Source organism: Amycolatopsis nigrescens CSC17Ta-90 (assembly GCF_000384315.1).
GTDB classification, from domain to species: domain Bacteria; phylum Actinomycetota; class Actinomycetes; order Mycobacteriales; family Pseudonocardiaceae; genus Amycolatopsis; species Amycolatopsis nigrescens.
In genome coordinates, this window is the sequence record NZ_ARVW01000001.1 from 7,578,752 (window position 1) to 7,594,042 (window position 15,291).

A 15,291-nucleotide genomic window follows, 5' to 3' on the forward strand; every position below is an offset into this window, starting at 1 on the left:
AGGAAGAGGTAGTGCGCCTGTTTTCCTGGTGGGCCCGGCGGCTGGTGAGCGCGGTGCTGACCCTGTTCTTCGTCTCCATCCTGATCTTCGCCGCCTCGCGGCTGATGCCGGGCGGGTTCGCCGAGGTGGTGCTCGGTCCGTTCGCCAGCCCGGAGCAGCAGGCCGCGGTGTCCGAAAAGTACGGCCTCGACCAGAGCCTGGTCGCGCAGTACGGGCTCTGGCTCGCCGCCGCGGTCAAGGGCGATCTCGGCACCTCGCTGCTCAGCGGTGAGCCGGTGTCCAGCGAGTTCCTGCTGCGCATCCCGGTGACCGTCGAACTGACCCTGCTCGGCATCGGGGCGGCGGTGCTGATCGGTATCCCGCTCGGCGTGTACAGCGCGGTCCGGGCCGGCGAACGCGGTGGCGGCGCGCTGGGCAGGCTGGCCGGCGGGCTCGGCGTCAGCCTGCCTGAGTTCGTGCTCGGCAGCCTGGTGGTGTTCGTCTTCTCGCGGTACGCGCTCGGTCTCACGGTCGGCGGGTACCGGCCGCTCGGGGAGGACGTGGGCGCGAACCTGCGGTCGATGGTGCTGCCGGCCGGGGTGCTGTCCGTGTTCGCCATCGCGGTGACCGCGCGAACCACCCGTGACGCGGTGCTGAATGTGCTGGTCGAGCCGTACATCACCGCATCGGTGGCGCGGGGCGAGACACCGCTGTTCATCATCGCCAGGCACGTGCTGCGCAACGCGTCCATCCCGATCCTGGTGGTGCTGACCACGATCACCGCCTATCTGCTCGGCGGCGCGGTGATCATCGAGCACTTGTTCAACCTGCCCGGCGTCGGCTCCTACGTGGTGCAGGCGGTCGGCCGGCGGGACTACGCGGTGGTGCAGGCAGGCGTGCTGCTCGCGGCGGCGGTGTTCGTCCTGCTGAACATGCTCACCGACGCGACCTCCGGGGTGCTCGACCCGCGCTTCGGTGTCGCCCGTACCGGAAAGGCGGTCCGATGAACGGCTGGTGGCGCCGGCTCGACCGGCTCTCCCGCGCGGGACTGGTGTGCTTGGTACTGCTCGTGCTGGCGGCACTGGCCGGGCCGGTGTTCGGCCTCGGCGGGGCGTCCGACGCCATCGTCGGACCGCGTCTCGCGCCGCCGGGCGGGTCGTGGCCGCTGGGTACCGACCAACTCGGCAGGTCGATGCTGCCCAGGGTGCTCGAAGGGATCGGCACCACCCTGCTGCTGTCCACGATCGCGGTGCTGGTGACCGCGGCGGTGAGCACCCTGCTCGGGATCGTCGCCGGCTACCGCGGCGGCTGGCTCGGTGAGCTGGTGCTCCGGCTGGTGGACGTCGTCTACTCGTTCCCGACGATTGTGCTGGCCATCCTGGTCGCCGCGGTGCTCGGTCCCGGCCAGGTCGCGACCATGTGCAGCATCGTGCTGGTGACCATCCCGCTGATGACCAGGCTGGTGCGCACCGCGGCGATCACGGTGGCCGGGCGCGACTACATCACCTCGGCGGTGATCAGCGGAGTCGGCTGGTGGCGGATACTGGCCAGGCACGTGCTGCCGAACGTGTCCGGCACCATCGCCGTGCAGGGCACCTACGCGCTGTCCGTCGGCATCCTGGTCGAGGGCGGGCTGAGCTTCCTCGGCTTCGGGGTGCAGCCGCCGGCGTCTTCGCTGGGGGTGCTCATCCAGCAGGGCGGCATCTATCTGCTCGCGGCGCCCTGGCTGCTCGCCTTCCCCGGGGCGGTACTGGTCGTGGCGATCCTGGCCATCAACGTGTTCGGCGACGGTCTGCGCGACCGGCTCGAACCCAGGGAGTCGAGGAGTCTCGTATGAGTGCCCTGCTTCAGGTCGACGACCTGGTGGTCGACTACGGATCCGTGCGCGCGCTGGACGGTGCCCGACTGACTGTCCGAAGTGGAGAGACGGTGGGCATCGTCGGCGAAAGCGGCTCCGGCAAATCCACGCTCGGTGCGGCGATCGGCGGGCTGCTGCCGAGGGCCGCGCGGGTCACCGGCGGCGAGGTGCGGGTGGACGGCGCGGCGGTGGGCGGGATGTCGGCCGGCGAGCTGCGAGCGTTGCGGCGGAACCGGCTCGGCTTCATCTTCCAGGAGCCGATCGGTTCGCTGGACCCCACCATGCGGATCGGCAAGCAGGTCGAGCTGGCCCTGCGCGGCAGGGGGAACCGGCGCGACGTGCTCGACCGCCTTGCCACCGTCAAGCTCGCCGACCCGGCCAGGGTCGCCCGTTGCTACCCGCACCAGCTCTCCGGCGGGATGGCCCAGCGGGTGGCGATCGCGATGGCCATGGCGGCCGAGCCGGAGCTGCTGATCGCCGACGAGCCGACCGCCGCGCTGGACAGCCAGGTCCGCGAGGACGTGCTGGACCTGGTGTTCTCGCTGGCCGCCGAGGCGGGCACGACGATCCTGTGGCTGAGCCACGATCTGCCCGCGGTCGGCCGCCGCTGCTCGCGGGTGGTGGTGATGTACGGCGGCCGGGTGGTCGAGTCCGGCGCCGCGGCGGCCGTGCTCGCCGAACCGCGACATCCGTACACCGTGGCGCTGGCCAGGTCCGTGCCCGGCGCCGCGGCCGAAGGGGAGCGGCTGGCGTCGATCCCCGGGCAGCCGCCGGTGCTCACCGGGGCGGCCGCCGGCTGCTCCTTCGCGCCGCGTTGCCCGGCAGTGCTGGATTCCTGCGCCGGGGAACGGCCTCGGCTGCACGTCTCGGCGGACCGGGACGTGCTGTGCCATCGCGCGGAGGACGCGGCGACCGCCGAGACCGTGGGAGCGGCCCGATGAGCGAGCCCGTTCTCGAACTCGACGACGTGACCGTCACCTTCACCGCTGGGCCGCCGTTGCGGCGCCGTCCGGTGCACGCGATGCGGAACGTGACGTTGCGGCTGGCCCCCGGCGAGACCGTCGGGCTGGTCGGCGAGTCCGGTTCCGGCAAGACCACCACCAGCATGGTGGCGCTCGGTCTGCGCACCCCGACCACCGGTGCGGTGCGGTTCGAGGGCGAGCCGTTCCCGAAACGCCGCCGAGCGCTGGCCGGGCGGATGCAGGCGGTGCTGCAGCATCCACAGTGGTCACTCGACCCGCGGATGCGCGTCGGCAGGTCGGTCGGGGAGCCGCTGACCGTGCTGGGCGAGGAGTCCAGGGCCGAGCAGGACGAACGGACCCTCGCCATCCTGGACCAGGTCGGCCTGGACGCCTCGTTCGCGCAGCGGTATCCGCACCAGCTCTCCGGCGGTCAGCGCCAGCGGGTGTCGATCGCGCGGGCGCTGGTCACCCGGCCGCCGTTCCTGGTCTTCGACGAGGCGGTGAGCGCGCTGGACGTTTCGGTGCAGGCGCAGATCCTGAACCTGATCAAGGACCTGCAGGCCGAGTTCGGCTTCGCGGCCCTGTTCATTTCGCACGACCTCGGCGCTGTCCGGTATGTCGCGGACCGGGTCGCCGTGATGCGGCACGGGGAGATCGTGGAGACCGCCGACGCGGCGGTCTTCTACCGGATGCCGAACCATGAGTACTCGCGACAACTAGTGGAGGCACTGTGAGCAACACGCCGGAGACCCGGCTGGCCCGTCCGTCGACCTATGCGCCGGGAGCGGTGACGAACGACGACGTCGCGCTGACCCCGCAACCGAGCGAGGGCCGCGCGACGGTGCCGTTCGACCTGCCCGGGGTGCTCGTCGGCACGGCCGAGTACGCGGAAGGGCCGACCGGGTGCACGGTGCTGCACTTCCCGGAGGGCGCCCGCACCGCCATCGACGCCAGGGGAGGCGCGGTCGGCCTCAGCGGCGGATACCAGTTCCACCAGGCGATCGTGTTCGCCGGCGGCTCGGTGTACGGGCTGGAGGCGGCCGCCGGGGTGAGCACCGAACTGCTGCACCGCGCGGAGAACCGGACGCACTGGGCCGCGTTGCAGCACGTCTCCGGCGCGGTGATCTACGACTTCTCCACCAGGGACACCGCGATCGCGCCGGACGCCGCACTGGGCCGCGCCGCGCTGCGGAACGCGAAGGCAGGGGAGTTCCCGGTCGGCCGCTGCGGTGCCGGCCGGGCCGCGTCGGTCGGCAAGATCGACTTCGGCAGGGCCGAGTTCGCCGGCCAGGGCGCGGCGTTCCGCGAGTTCGGCGGGATGAAGGTGCTGGTGGCCACCGTGGTCAACGCGGTCGGAGTGGTGGTGGACCGGGATGGCCGGATCGTGCGCGGCAACGTGCATCCGGACACCCTGGAACGCCGGCTGCCCGTCGAGGACTACGCGGACTCTGCCGCCGGGGCGGAGCCGGTGAGCACGCTGGCCGGCAACACCACGTTGACCGTGCTGGTGACGAACGTGCGGCTGCCCGAGTTCGCGCTGCGTCAGCTCGGCACCCAGGTGCACAGTTCGATGCACCGGGCGATCCAGCCCTTCCACACCGAGATCGACGGCGACATCCTGTTCACCGTGACCACGGACGAGGTCGAGCTGAACGGGGTCAGCGCCACCGGGCTCGGTGCGCTGGCGTCCGAAGTGGCCTGGGACGCGGTACTGAGCAGCGCCGAGTGACCGGAACAATCTGCAAAGGACAGTCATGATCGCCGTCCATTCGTCCGAAGAGACCGAACCGGCCGCGCGCGGCCGGGCATTGGGCTCGGCCCGTCGCGCCGAGTTGCACGCCGCTTTCGATGGCTACGCCGAGCTTTTCCAGGCGGAGGGCGCGCGGCCGGGGCAGGTGCCGGAGTGGGGAGAGCGGGCGCTGGCGGAGACCGCCGCGTGGGCGCCGCTGCTGGCGGAAGAGATGGTGGGCATGGCCGAAGGCGCCGGCCTCGAACCGTGGCAGCTGGGCGCGCTCAACGGCCGGACCGAGATTCTGGCCGCGCTGGCGTGCACCGGCGAAGGGGAGTGCTCGACCTCGGTGCTGCTGCCCGGCGCGGGCGCACCCAGGACCGTGCAGACCTGGGACTGGCACGACACCCTGCGCCACAACATGCTGATCTGGTCGCTCGAACCGCGGCCGGGGCGGCAGGTGCACACCTTCACCGAGTTCGGCGTGGTGGGCAAGATCGGGCTGAACAGCGCCGGGCTCGGCGTGCACTTCAACGTGCTCAGGCACGCTTCCGACCACGCCGACATCGGTGTCCCGGTGCACGTCGTCGCCCGCCGCGTCCTGGACGAGGCGACGACCGTGGAACAGGCCGTGGAGCTGGCCCGCTCGGCCAGGCTCTCCGCCTCTTCGATGCTCACCGTGGTCACCTTCGACGGCCGGGACAGCGCGGCGCTCGGGCTCGAGCTGTGCCCGGCCGGGGTGGCCGAGCTGCCGCTGGGCGCCGACGGTTTCCTGATGCACACCAACCATTTCCTCGACCCGGAGCTGGCCGAGGGGGAGGTCACCACGGCCGCCGTATCCAGCACCTACGAGCGGCTGCCCGGGCTGCGGGAGCGACTCGGTGCGTTGAGCGCGGCCGACCACACCGGCCGGGCGCGGGCCCTGCACTCGCACCGCGGCGACGGCGCGCCCATCTGCACGCACGCCGACCATTCGCTGCCGGCGCATCTGCGGTGGGAAAGCCTGGCCACGATCAGCCTGGACCTGGCCGCCCGGCGGCTGTACGTGCACGACGGCGGGCCGTGCGCGGTCGAGTCCGCCACCTGGCAGGCGGCACCGCCCGAGCCTGCCGCTTGAACAGAAACCGATCAGAGAGGCCCGGATGACCACCGACATCAGCTATCACCCGCGTACCGGCAAGGCCGAGGGGGAGGTGGCGTCGACCTCGGAAGCCGACGTCGACGCGGCGCTCGCTCGTGCCGCGGCCGCCGCCCCGATCGTCGCGGCCACGTCCCCGGCCGAACGTTCGGCCTGGCTGTACGCCATCGCCGACGCGCTGGACGTGCCGGAGACGGTGGACGAACTCGTGGCACTGGCCGACGAGGAGACCGCGCTCGGTGACGCGCGGCTACGGATGGAGATCGCCCGCACCTCGGGTCAGCTGCGCTACTACGCCGATGTCGCGGTGGAGGGCTCGTACCTGCAGGCGACCATCGACCACCCGAACCCGCCGTCCCCTGGGCTGGCCAGGGTGCAGGTGCCGCTCGGTCCGGTGGCCGTGTTCGGCGCGAGCAACTTCCCGTTCGCGTTCAGCGTGCTCGGCACCGACACCGCTTCCGCGCTCGCCGCGGGCTGCCCGGTGGTGGTCAAGGCGCATCCGGCCCATCCGCGGCTGAGTGTCCGGCTCGGCGGGCTGGCACGCGAGGCGCTCGGCGGTGCTCCCGAGGGATTGTTCGAGCTGGTCAGCGGTTTCGAAGCGGGCGCGCGGCTGGTGCGTTCCGAGCACACCGCGGCGGTGGCGTTCACCGGTTCGCAGCGGGCCGGCCTGGCGCTGTGGCGGATGGCGAACGAACGTGACGTGGTGATCCCGGTCTTCGCCGAGATGGGCACCGTCAACCCGGTCGTGGTGACTCCGCGGGCGGTGCGCAGGCTGGACGACCTGGCCGAGGGGTTCGTCGGTTCGTTCACCCTCGGCACCGGGCAGTACTGCACGAAACCCGGGCTGCTGTTCGTACCGAGCGGTCATGATGCCGCCGCGAAGGTGGCCGCGGCGCTGGAACGGCATGAGCCGAAGGCGTGGATGCTCACCTCGCAGATCGCGGAGTCGGCCACCGGTGGTGTCGACGAGTTGGTGGCGGCGGGTGGCCGGGTGGTCGGCCGGACCGAGGGACCGGCCGAGGGCTGGACGGTCGCCGCGACCGTGCTCGAGGTGCCGATCGAGAAGCTGCAGAGCGGCTCGCGGCTGCTGGAGGAATGCTTCGGGCCGGTGGCCGTGGTCGTCGAGTACGAGGACAGGGCGCAGCTCGACCAGGCACTCGGTCAGTTGCAGGGCACGCTGACCGCGGCGGTGATGAGCGCGGGACCGGACGATCCAGAGGTCGCGGAGTTCGTGTCGCGGTTGAGCACGCTGGCTGGCCGGGTGACCGTGAACGACTGGCCGACCGGGGTCGCGATCACCTGGGCGCAGCAGCACGGCGGGCCATGGCCTGCCACCACGGCCCCCGGCACGACGTCGGTGGGCGCCGGCGCGCTGGCCCGGTTCACCCGCCCGGTCGCCTACCAGAGCGTGCCCGACGCGGCCCTGCCCGCCGCGCTCCAGCAGGCCAACCCGTGGCAGCTCCCGCGCCGGATCGACGGCAAGCCCTCGTGAGTGAAAAGTGTTGCCAGGGCAACACTTTTCACTCACGAGCGTTGACCTGCGGAAACGGCGGCTAAGTACCGGTGGAGGCGCGCTCGTTGAGCCCGATCTCCAGTGTCCGCACGCTGCCCTCAGGCGCGTTCCCGGCGAGGATGTCGAACAGCAGCTGCGCACAGGCGGCACCCGCCGCACGCGGGTGCAGGTCGATCGCGGTGATCGGTGGGTCGCTGTGCCGCAACGGCGTGCTGTCCACGCAGGCCGCCAGCAGCAGGTCGCCACCGACTTCGCGGCTCGCCTCGCGGAGCACCGGCAGCGCGGCCATGGCGGAACCGTCCGGTGCACAGACCAGCGCGTCCAGCCGCGGGTCGGTGTCCAGCAGGGCGCGCACGTTGTCCTGCACCACGTCCGGCGGCGCACCGAACGCCATTTCGCGCAGCAGCACGGGCACCCCGTTGCGCCTGCACCAGGCACGGAACGCCTGCTGCAGGGTGGTTCCCCAGTCGGTGGTCGGACTGGAGGCGAGCAGCGCGGGCCGCCGCGCGCCCGCCGCTCGGAGGTGGTCCAGCAGCTGTTCGAGCATCGTGCCGTGCTCGGACAGCACCACTCCGGCCGCCGCCGTGTCACCGGTGAATCGTTCGCAGGTGACCGCCGGTACCGAGGATTCGAGCAGGCTCCGCACCACCGGGTCGGTCTCCAGCGGATCGCCGAGCACCACCCCGTCCACGCGGTGGAAGGCGCCCCCGGCCGGCACATGCCGCGAGGTGATCAGGGTGACGTCGTAGTTCATGTCGGCGGCCCGCTCGACCACCCCGAAGACGAAGGACATGTAGTACTCGGACCGGGTCAGGATCTCCGGCAGGTGCAGCCCGATCGCGCCGGTGTTCGCCCGGCGCAGCGAACGCGCCGACGGGTTGGGGGAGTAGCCGAGCCGGGCCGCCGTCGTGGTGACCAGTTCCTTGGTCCGCTCGGACACCCTGCCGGAATTGCGCAGCGCGTCGGACGCGGTCGTCTTCGACACGCCGGCGGCCCGCGCCACCTCGACCAGCGTGACCGGCCCGTCAGTACTCACGTCAGCACGATAGCCGCAGTCGGCCGGTCCCAGGTGGCAACCCGCCGAAGCGTCTCCGAAAACTTCACGGCGACTTTTTGTGAATAGGTTTTCTTTAGGGTGAAATTCGGATCCTCGTTTCGGATTTCCGGTATTATTGAGGTGTTGGCGGAAATCTTCAAAGGGGGTTTGTTGTGTTGCGTCGTTTGGGTCCGGAGCCGGGTGATGAGGTGTTGTCGCCGTCTCGGTTTTTCGGGTTGTCTACGGAGGCGATCGATCGGTTTGATGATGCCGGGTCGGTGGAGGCGGTGGTAGCTTCCCGCCGGTTGCGGTGTCAGTTGGATGCGGTAGAGGTTCGTTTTGTCGCAAGGTTTTCTGCTGTTCGGGGTGGGGTGCGGTCGGTGGTCGATGAGCTGGCTCCGGAGCTTCGCCTGTCGCGGGAAGCTACTGCTACTCGGGTGGCTTTGTCGGTGGCGTTGGTGGCTCGGTTGCCGTGTTTGCTGGCGGCGATGGAGGCGGGCGAGTTGGATATCGGCAAAGCCCGCCAAGCCTTTGATGGTATCGCCGTTCTGCCGGATGAATTGGTGGCCGAAGCGGATCGTTTGCTTGCCGAGCGGATTGGTGAGAAGAGTCCGTCGAACTGGCGTAAAGCGGTGACGCATGTGGTGGCCGGGTTGGATCCGGGAGGTCAGAAGACCCGTGCCGCGGCCCGTCGGCTGGACCGCAAGCTGGAGTTGATCCACGAGCCGGATGCGATGGCTTCACTCTGGGCCTATCTGCCCGCCGAGATCGCTACCGCCGTCTACGCCCGGGTGGATGCTCTGGCCCGCAAGCTCCACACCCGAGATGAACCGCGCACCATGGACCAACTCCGCGCCGACGTGTGCACCGAGTTGCTGCTCGGCCAGCATGGCGGCATCGATGGTGTGGCCGCGCAGGTGTTCATCCACATCCCGCTCGACACCGCCCTCGGCATCCGAGAAGACGGCTGCGAACTCATCGGCCACGGCCCCATCCCGGGCGAGGTCGGCCGCCACCTCATGAACCACCCCGACTCGGTCTGGCGGAAAGTCCTGACCGACCCCGTTTCTGGCACCGTCCGGGATGTAGGCCGCACCCGCTACCGCCCACCCGCCGACCTAGCCGAACTGGTCCAAGTCCGCGACCGGACCTGCCGCGCCCCCGGCTGCAACCGCCCCGCGCAGCGTTGCGACACCGACCACTGCACCGCCTGGTCTCAGGATGGCGACACCTGCGAGCACAATCTCTGCTGCCTATGCCGCTACCACCACCGGCTGAAAGACCAACCCGGCTGGACCTTCGACTTCAACCCCACCACCGCCGACCTCACGGTCACCACTCCGACCGGCCGCGGCTATACGACCCGCCCAGAGCCTCTGGTGGATCGGGCGGTGTCGTCGTCGAAAAACGACGACGAGCCTCCACCTTTCTAGCTATCCGGTCCCGGGGGTGGTGGTCGCCTTGCAGGCGACGCGAGGCAAAATTTCGCTTGCGAGGTTCCCTGGTGCGAGTCCTGCCTCTCAGCATGCCGAGTCCCACGTTCGCGCCGCGGGAAGGTCCTACCGGGGACGAGTTCCGCGCACGGAGGCCTTGAGGACGTCGCGGTTGAGCCTGGCGATGGACTCCAGCGGGATGCCCACCGGGCACACCTCGGTGCACTCACCGGCGTTGGTGCAGCCGCCGAAGCCGAGCGCGTCGTGGGTCTCCAGCATGTCCACCGCGCGCGTGTACCGCTCCGGCTGGCCCTGCGGGAGGCTGCCGAGGTGGGTGACCTTCGCCGAGGTGAACAACATCGCCGACCCGTTCGGGCAGGCCGCGACGCAGGCGCCGCAGCCGATGCAGGCGGCGGCCTCGAAGGCGACGTCGGCGTCCGCCTTCCGGACCGGCGTGGCATGCGCCTCCGGCGCGCTCCCGGTGGGGGCGCTGATGTACCCGCCCGATGCGATGATCCGGTCGAACGCGCCCCGGTCCACCACCAGGTCCTTGAGCACAGGGAACGGCTTGGCGCGCCAAGGTTCGATGGTGATGGCCTGGTTGGGGTCGAAGTGCCGCATGTAGAGCTGGCAGGTGGTGGTGGCCTTCTCCGGGCCGTGCGCCACCCCGTTGATCATCATGCCGCACATGCCGCAGATGCCCTCGCGGCAGTCGTGGTCGAAGGCCACCGGCTCGTCGCCGTCGGCGATGAGCTGCTCGTTGAGCACGTCGAGCATCTCCAGGAACGACATGTCCGGTGAGACGTCGTCGACGAGGTAGAGCTCCATGCGCCCGTCGGCCTCGGGATTCTTCTGCCGCCAGATACGGACGGTGAACCTCATTTGTAGCTCCGCTGACTCGGGGTGACGTTCTTGAATTCGAGGTGCTCGCGACGCAGCACGGGCGGCTCGCCGACGCCGGCGAACTGCCAGGCCGCGACATAGCTGAAGTTTTCGTCGTCGCGGCGCGCCTCGCCATCTTCGGTCTGGCTTTCCGCGCGGAAGTGCCCGCCGCAGGACTCCGTGCGGTGCAGCGCGTCGATGCACATGAGCTCGGCGAGTTCGAAGAAGTCGGCCACTCGGCCGGCCTTCTCCAGCGACTGGTTGAGCCCGTCGCCGTCGCCCGGCACCCGCACCCGGTTCCAGAACTCCGCACGCAGCGCGACGATCTCCGCGAGCGCCTTGCGCAGCCCCGGTTCGTCGCGCTCCATCCCGCAGTGGTCCCAGAGCAGCTGGCCGAGCTCGCGGTGGAAGGAGTCGACGGTGCGGTCGCCGTCCACGGCCAGCAGGCGGCGCACCCGGTCGGTCACCTCGGCCCTGGTGGCGGCCACCTCCGGATGACTGAGTTCGACCTTCTCGAAGGGGCCGTCCGCCAGGTAGTCGCCGATGGTGTTCGGCAGCACGAAGTACCCGTCGGCCAGTCCCTGCATCAACGCGCTGGCGCCGAGCCGATTGGCGCCGTGGTCGGAGAAGTTGGCCTCGCCGATCACGAACAGTCCGGGAATGGTGCTGCGCAGGTCGTAGTCCACCCACAGCCCGCCCATCGTGTAGTGCACGGCGGGGTAGATGCGCATCGGCTGCTGGTACGGGTTCTCGTTGGTGATCCGCTGGTACATCTCGAAAAGGTTGCCGTACTTGGCTTCCACGGCCGAGGCGCCGAGGCGCTTGATGGCGTCGGCGAAGTCGAGGTACACGCCGAGCCCGCCGGGGCCGACCCCGCGGCCGGAGTCGCAGACGTTCTTGGCGGCCCTGGACGCGATGTCGCGGGGGACCAGGTTGCCGAAGCTCGGGTAGATCCGTTCCAGGTAGTAGTCGCGTTCGGACTCCGGGATCATGCCCGGCGGCCGGGTGTCGCCCGCGGTGGCCGGCACCCACACCCGCCCGTCGTTGCGCAGCGACTCGCTCATCAGCGTGAGCTTGGACTGGTGGTCGCCGCTGGCCGGGATGCAGGTCGGGTGGATCTGCGTGTAGCAGGGGTTGGCCAGCAGTGCGCCGCGCCGGTGGGCCCGCCAGATCGCGCTCGCGTTGCAGCCCTTGGCGTTCGTGGAGAGGTAGAACGCGTTGCCGTAGCCGCCGGTGGCCAGCACCACCGCGTCCGCGAGATGGGTGGTGACCTCCCCGGTGACCAGGTCGCGCGCCACGATGCCGCGGGCACGGCCGTCCACCACGACCAGGTCGAGCATCTCGGTGCGCGGGTGCATGTCCACCCGGCCCGCGTCGATCTGCCTGGACAGCGCCTGATACGCGCCGAGCAGCAACTGCTGGCCGGTCTGGCCGCGGGCGTAGAACGTCCGGGAAACCTGGGCGCCGCCGAAGGAACGGGTGTCCAGCAGCCCGCCGTACTCGCGGGCGAACGGCACACCCTGGGCCACGCACTGGTCGATGATCTCCACGCTCAGCTGCGCGAGCCGGTACACATTGGACTCGCGGGAGCGGAAGTCACCGCCCTTCACGGTGTCGTAGAACAGCCGGCGCACGCTGTCGCCGTCACCGGCGTAGTTCTTGGCGGCGTTGATCCCGCCCTGCGCGGCGATGCTGTGCGCGCGGCGCGGGCTGTCCTGGTAGCAGAACGACTTGACCTGGTAGCCGAGCTCGGCGAGCGTGGCGGCCGCCGAACCGCCGGCCAGCCCGGTGCCGACCACGATCACGCTGAGCTTGCGCTTGTTGGCCGGGTTGACCAGCCTGGCGGCGAACCGGCGCTGCTCCCAGCGCTCGTCGACCGGTCCGTCCGGTGCGCGGGTGTCCTCGATCGGCGGGCCCTCAGTGAAAAGCGACATCTTCGGTCACCTCAGCAATCCGGTCAGTACGGCGAACGGCACGGAGAGGAAGCCGAACGTGATGAACAGCGCGGTGCCGAGCGCGAGCAGCTTCAGCGCGCGTTGCCGCGCCGCGTTGGAGGCACCGAGGCTTTGCAGCCCGCTCCACAGCCCGTGCCGGATGTGGAAACCGAGCGCGATCACCGAAAGCGCGTAGAACAAGGTCACGTACCAGCGCTGGAAGCTGGCGACCACGTTGCGGTAGACCTCGCCGTGCACGCCGTGCGGGTTCAGGTCGCCGGTGGTCAGGTCGAGCAGGTGGTAGACGATGAACAGGGCGAGGATCACCCCGCCCCAGCGCATGGTGCGCGCCGCGTAGCTGCCCTGGACCCGCGAGCGCCGCTGGTAGCCGTCCGGCCTGGCCGCGCGGGCACGGCGCGCGAGCTGGATGGCGGCGGTCATGTGCAGCAGCACGGCGGCGAGCAGGCCGGCCCGGAACACCCACACCAGGCCCTCGTGGCCGAGCAGCCCGCTGAGCAGTTCACGCAGCCACATCGCGTAGCGGTCCAGGCTGGCCGGCTCGATGAAGACCTTCAGGTTGCTGACCATGTGCACGATCACGTACAGCAGCATCATCGCACCGGTGATGCCCATGACGGCCTTCTTGCCGACCGTGGAGGACCAGATCCTGCCCGCGGTGCTACGCCGGAACGCTGCCAGCGGACCGCGCGGATTTCCTTGCTGTTGCGTCACTTCGTCTTCGAGGTGCGCCTGGTCCTGAACTTTCACGAAAACAAGTTAGGCGCCGCGGAAACCAGGCGTCCAATACATCGAAACGCTCGTTCGGATAGCCTGAGGCTATTACAAGCCGGCCGAGAGAGCTTCCAGATGACCTTGCAGCAGCTCAGGTACTTCCTCGCGGTCGCCGCGACCCGGCACTTCACCAGGGCCGCCGAGCTGGTGGATGTGGCGCAGCCCTCACTGAGCAAGCAGATCAGGGCGCTGGAGAACGAGCTGGGCACGCCGCTGTTCAGCCGGGCGCGCACGAATATCGCGCTCACCCAGGCAGGGGAGGCGCTGCTGCCGATCGCCAAACGGATCCTCGCCGACGTCGATGCCGCGAAACTGGAGGTGGCCGATCTGGTCGGCCTGCGACGTGGTCGGGTCCGGCTCGGTGCCACGCCGAGCCTGTGTGTCAGCGTGCTCGCCGACGCGCTGCGCCGGTTCCACGACCGCTATCCGGGGATACGGCTGGTGGTGGAGGAGGGCGGTTCCCGCGACCTGACCAAGGCGCTGCTGCGGGGCGATCTCGACTTGGCGCTGATCGCGGTGCCGGCCGGTGAGGTCGGCCCGGAGCCCGCGCTGACCACCAGGCCGGTGTTGCGCGAGGATCTCGTCGTCGCGTCCTCCGCGACCGGGGCCTGGCCGCCGAAGTCGCGCTCCCAGGTTCGGCTGGCGACCCTGCGCGGCCGTCCGATGGTGATGTTCCGGCGCGGCTACGACCTGCGTGAGACCACGCTGCGCGCCTGCGGTGAGGTCGGCTTCGAGCCGAGGCTCGCGGTGGAGGGCGGCGAGATGGACGCCGTGCTGCGGTTCGTGGAGGCGAACCTCGGCGTGGCGATCGTGCCGAGCATGGTGCTGGCTGGCCGGCCGGGGCTGCGCGGCACCCGGTTGTCCGCGCCGGGGCTGAGCCGCACCATCGCGCTGGCGCACCGCTCGGACGTGCCGCCGACCAGCGCGGCCCGTGCGTTCCAGTCGGTGCTGCTGGATTTCCTGCGCTCGGCGGCCACGTCCGGTGGTCTGCCGGAAGGGGTGGAGTTCACCAGCTGAACCGCGCCGTATAACGACCTATACGGCGCAGCTCTGGTGCGTCAGTTCAGCAGGGCGCGGGCTTCGGCCATCAGGTCCAACTGACGCAAGTACCCCGGACCATCAAGACCGAGGCCGAGATTGGTGACTCCGGCCTCGGCGTAGGCGGCGATTCTCTCGGCGATCTGGGCCGGCCCGCCGGTGATGGTCACCTCGGCGACCTTTTCCGGTGGCATGGCGAAGAATTCGCTGAGCTGCTTGGCCATGGCTTCACGGGCGGAGCGTACTTCGGGGCCTTCTCCGAGCACTGCATGCAGGCCGAGATGGATGCCGGGCATCGGCCGCCCGCGCTCGGCGGCGAGGTCGCGCAGGCGCTGCCCGGCCGCGGACGCCTCGGCCGCGGTCAGAGCGGAGGGAAGCCAGCCGTCGCCGTAGGTGATCGTGCGGCGGAGCACCGCATCGGAGTCCCCACCGCCGATCAGGACGGGCGGCACCGGCGTGCCGGGGGACAGGGTGACCACCGGCCGGCCTGGTGCTTCGGGCAGTTCGGTGGGCTCACCGGCGATGAGCCCTGGCAGCACTTTCAGCGCCTCATCGGTGCGGCGACCTCGTCCCGTCGATGGCGCGCCGACCGCCTGCCAGAAGGGAGAACCGGGGAAACCGCCGATGCCGACGCCGAGCCGGACCCGGTTGCCGGACAGGTACTGCAGCGTCTGGATCTGTGCGGCGAGCATGGCAACCGGGCGGGTCGGCAGGGACAGCACGCCGAACTCGAGCCCCACCCGCTCGGTCACCGCGGCGGCGACGGAGAGCACGGTGATCGGTTCCAGTGCGACCGTGCCGTCGCCGATCAGTACGTCGGCCGCGGCGACCGAGTCGAGGCCGGCCGTTTCGGCATGCCGCGCCGCGGTCGCGATGCCGTCCGGTCCCAACGTGCTGATCTCGTTCATCGTGGGCAGTGCGACGCCGAGCTGGATGGCGGTCATTCGAGTCCTCCTGGTGGCCGGTCCAGCCCATGTTCGTACCTCAAGCAAGGTTG

14 protein-coding genes are annotated in these 15,291 nt (G+C 70.2%); 9 read left to right on the plus strand and 5 right to left on the minus strand.

Translation table 11 applies throughout. The features are described from left to right. The first annotated feature begins 11 nt into the window (after positions 1–11). From AMYNI_RS0135955 to AMYNI_RS0135985, 7 genes are read left to right on the plus strand one after another with little or no spacing between them, the layout of a single operon-like run. Positions 12–986 carry an ABC transporter permease gene (locus AMYNI_RS0135955; RefSeq protein WP_020672960.1) on the plus strand — a complete coding sequence of 325 codons (975 nt, stop codon included), beginning with the start codon at positions 12–14 and terminating at the stop codon, positions 984–986. Continuing rightward, positions 983–1,816: an ABC transporter permease gene (locus tag AMYNI_RS0135960; protein ID WP_020672961.1), complete on the plus strand. Its 834-nt coding sequence runs from the start codon at positions 983–985 to the stop codon at positions 1,814–1,816. The genes AMYNI_RS0135955 and AMYNI_RS0135960 overlap by 4 nt, the downstream gene beginning before the upstream one ends. Beyond that, entirely contained in the window at positions 1,813–2,778 is a 966-nt protein-coding gene (locus AMYNI_RS0135965) for an ABC transporter ATP-binding protein (protein ID WP_020672962.1), read from the plus strand. Before AMYNI_RS0135960 ends, AMYNI_RS0135965 begins: the two co-directional genes overlap by 4 nt. Beyond that, on the plus strand, positions 2,775–3,533 hold the full coding sequence (locus AMYNI_RS0135970; protein ID WP_020672963.1) for an ABC transporter ATP-binding protein: 759 nt from the start codon (positions 2,775–2,777) through the stop codon (positions 3,531–3,533). Before AMYNI_RS0135965 ends, AMYNI_RS0135970 begins: the two co-directional genes overlap by 4 nt. Beyond that, a complete protein-coding gene (locus tag AMYNI_RS0135975) occupies positions 3,530–4,528 on the plus strand; it encodes a P1 family peptidase (protein ID WP_020672964.1) in 999 nt (332 codons plus the stop codon). The genes AMYNI_RS0135970 and AMYNI_RS0135975 overlap by 4 nt, the downstream gene beginning before the upstream one ends. Before the next feature lie 25 nt (positions 4,529–4,553). Further along, positions 4,554–5,645 (plus strand): C45 family autoproteolytic acyltransferase/hydrolase, encoded by a 1,092-nt coding sequence (locus tag AMYNI_RS0135980; RefSeq protein WP_020672965.1) that lies wholly within the window; start codon positions 4,554–4,556, stop codon positions 5,643–5,645. Positions 5,646–5,670: 25 nt separating this feature from the next. Continuing rightward, on the plus strand, positions 5,671–7,158 hold the full coding sequence (locus AMYNI_RS0135985; protein ID WP_020672966.1) for an aldehyde dehydrogenase family protein: 1,488 nt from the start codon (positions 5,671–5,673) through the stop codon (positions 7,156–7,158). 61 nt (positions 7,159–7,219) lie between these two features. Here the strand turns inward: AMYNI_RS0135985 and AMYNI_RS0135990 are convergent, their stop codons facing one another. After that, on the minus strand, positions 7,220–8,215 hold the full coding sequence (locus AMYNI_RS0135990) for a LacI family DNA-binding transcriptional regulator (RefSeq protein WP_020672967.1): 996 nt from the start codon (positions 8,213–8,215) through the stop codon (positions 7,220–7,222). Positions 8,216–8,424: 209 nt separating this feature from the next. Here AMYNI_RS0135990 and AMYNI_RS48590 point away from each other — a divergent pair, with 209 nt between their 5' ends. Next, entirely contained in the window at positions 8,425–9,648 is a 1,224-nt protein-coding gene (locus tag AMYNI_RS48590) for an HNH endonuclease signature motif containing protein (protein WP_084628551.1), read from the plus strand. Between the two features lie 126 nt (positions 9,649–9,774). On the opposite strand, the gene AMYNI_RS0136000 is transcribed toward AMYNI_RS48590, so the two are convergent. Genes AMYNI_RS0136000 through AMYNI_RS0136010 form a run of 3 tightly spaced genes read right to left on the minus strand, consistent with a single transcriptional unit; the run spans position 9,775 to position 13,232 of the window. Next, positions 9,775–10,530 (minus strand): succinate dehydrogenase/fumarate reductase iron-sulfur subunit, encoded by a 756-nt coding sequence (locus tag AMYNI_RS0136000; RefSeq protein WP_020672969.1) that lies wholly within the window; start codon positions 10,528–10,530, stop codon positions 9,775–9,777. Further along, the gene (locus AMYNI_RS0136005) at positions 10,527–12,464 is read right to left on the minus strand and encodes a fumarate reductase/succinate dehydrogenase flavoprotein subunit (RefSeq protein ID WP_020672970.1); all 1,938 of its coding nucleotides are present in this window, start codon (positions 12,462–12,464) and stop codon (positions 10,527–10,529) included. The genes AMYNI_RS0136000 and AMYNI_RS0136005 overlap by 4 nt, the downstream gene beginning before the upstream one ends. A 6-nt stretch (positions 12,465–12,470) precedes the next feature. Next, positions 12,471–13,232, minus strand: coding sequence for a succinate dehydrogenase cytochrome b subunit (locus tag AMYNI_RS0136010; protein ID WP_020672971.1), 762 nt, complete (start codon positions 13,230–13,232; stop codon positions 12,471–12,473). 99 nt (positions 13,233–13,331) lie between these two features. Between AMYNI_RS0136010 and AMYNI_RS0136015 the strand changes: the two genes are divergently transcribed. Continuing rightward, complete coding sequence (locus tag AMYNI_RS0136015; protein ID WP_020672972.1) at positions 13,332–14,273, plus strand: LysR family transcriptional regulator; 942 nt, start codon at positions 13,332–13,334, stop codon at positions 14,271–14,273. A gap of 41 nt (positions 14,274–14,314) precedes the next feature. Here AMYNI_RS0136015 and AMYNI_RS0136020 read toward each other — a convergent pair whose 3' ends face one another. Then, positions 14,315–15,238 carry an LLM class flavin-dependent oxidoreductase gene (locus AMYNI_RS0136020; RefSeq protein ID WP_020672973.1) on the minus strand — a complete coding sequence of 308 codons (924 nt, stop codon included), beginning with the start codon at positions 15,236–15,238 and terminating at the stop codon, positions 14,315–14,317. Positions 15,239–15,291 lie beyond the last annotated feature (53 nt).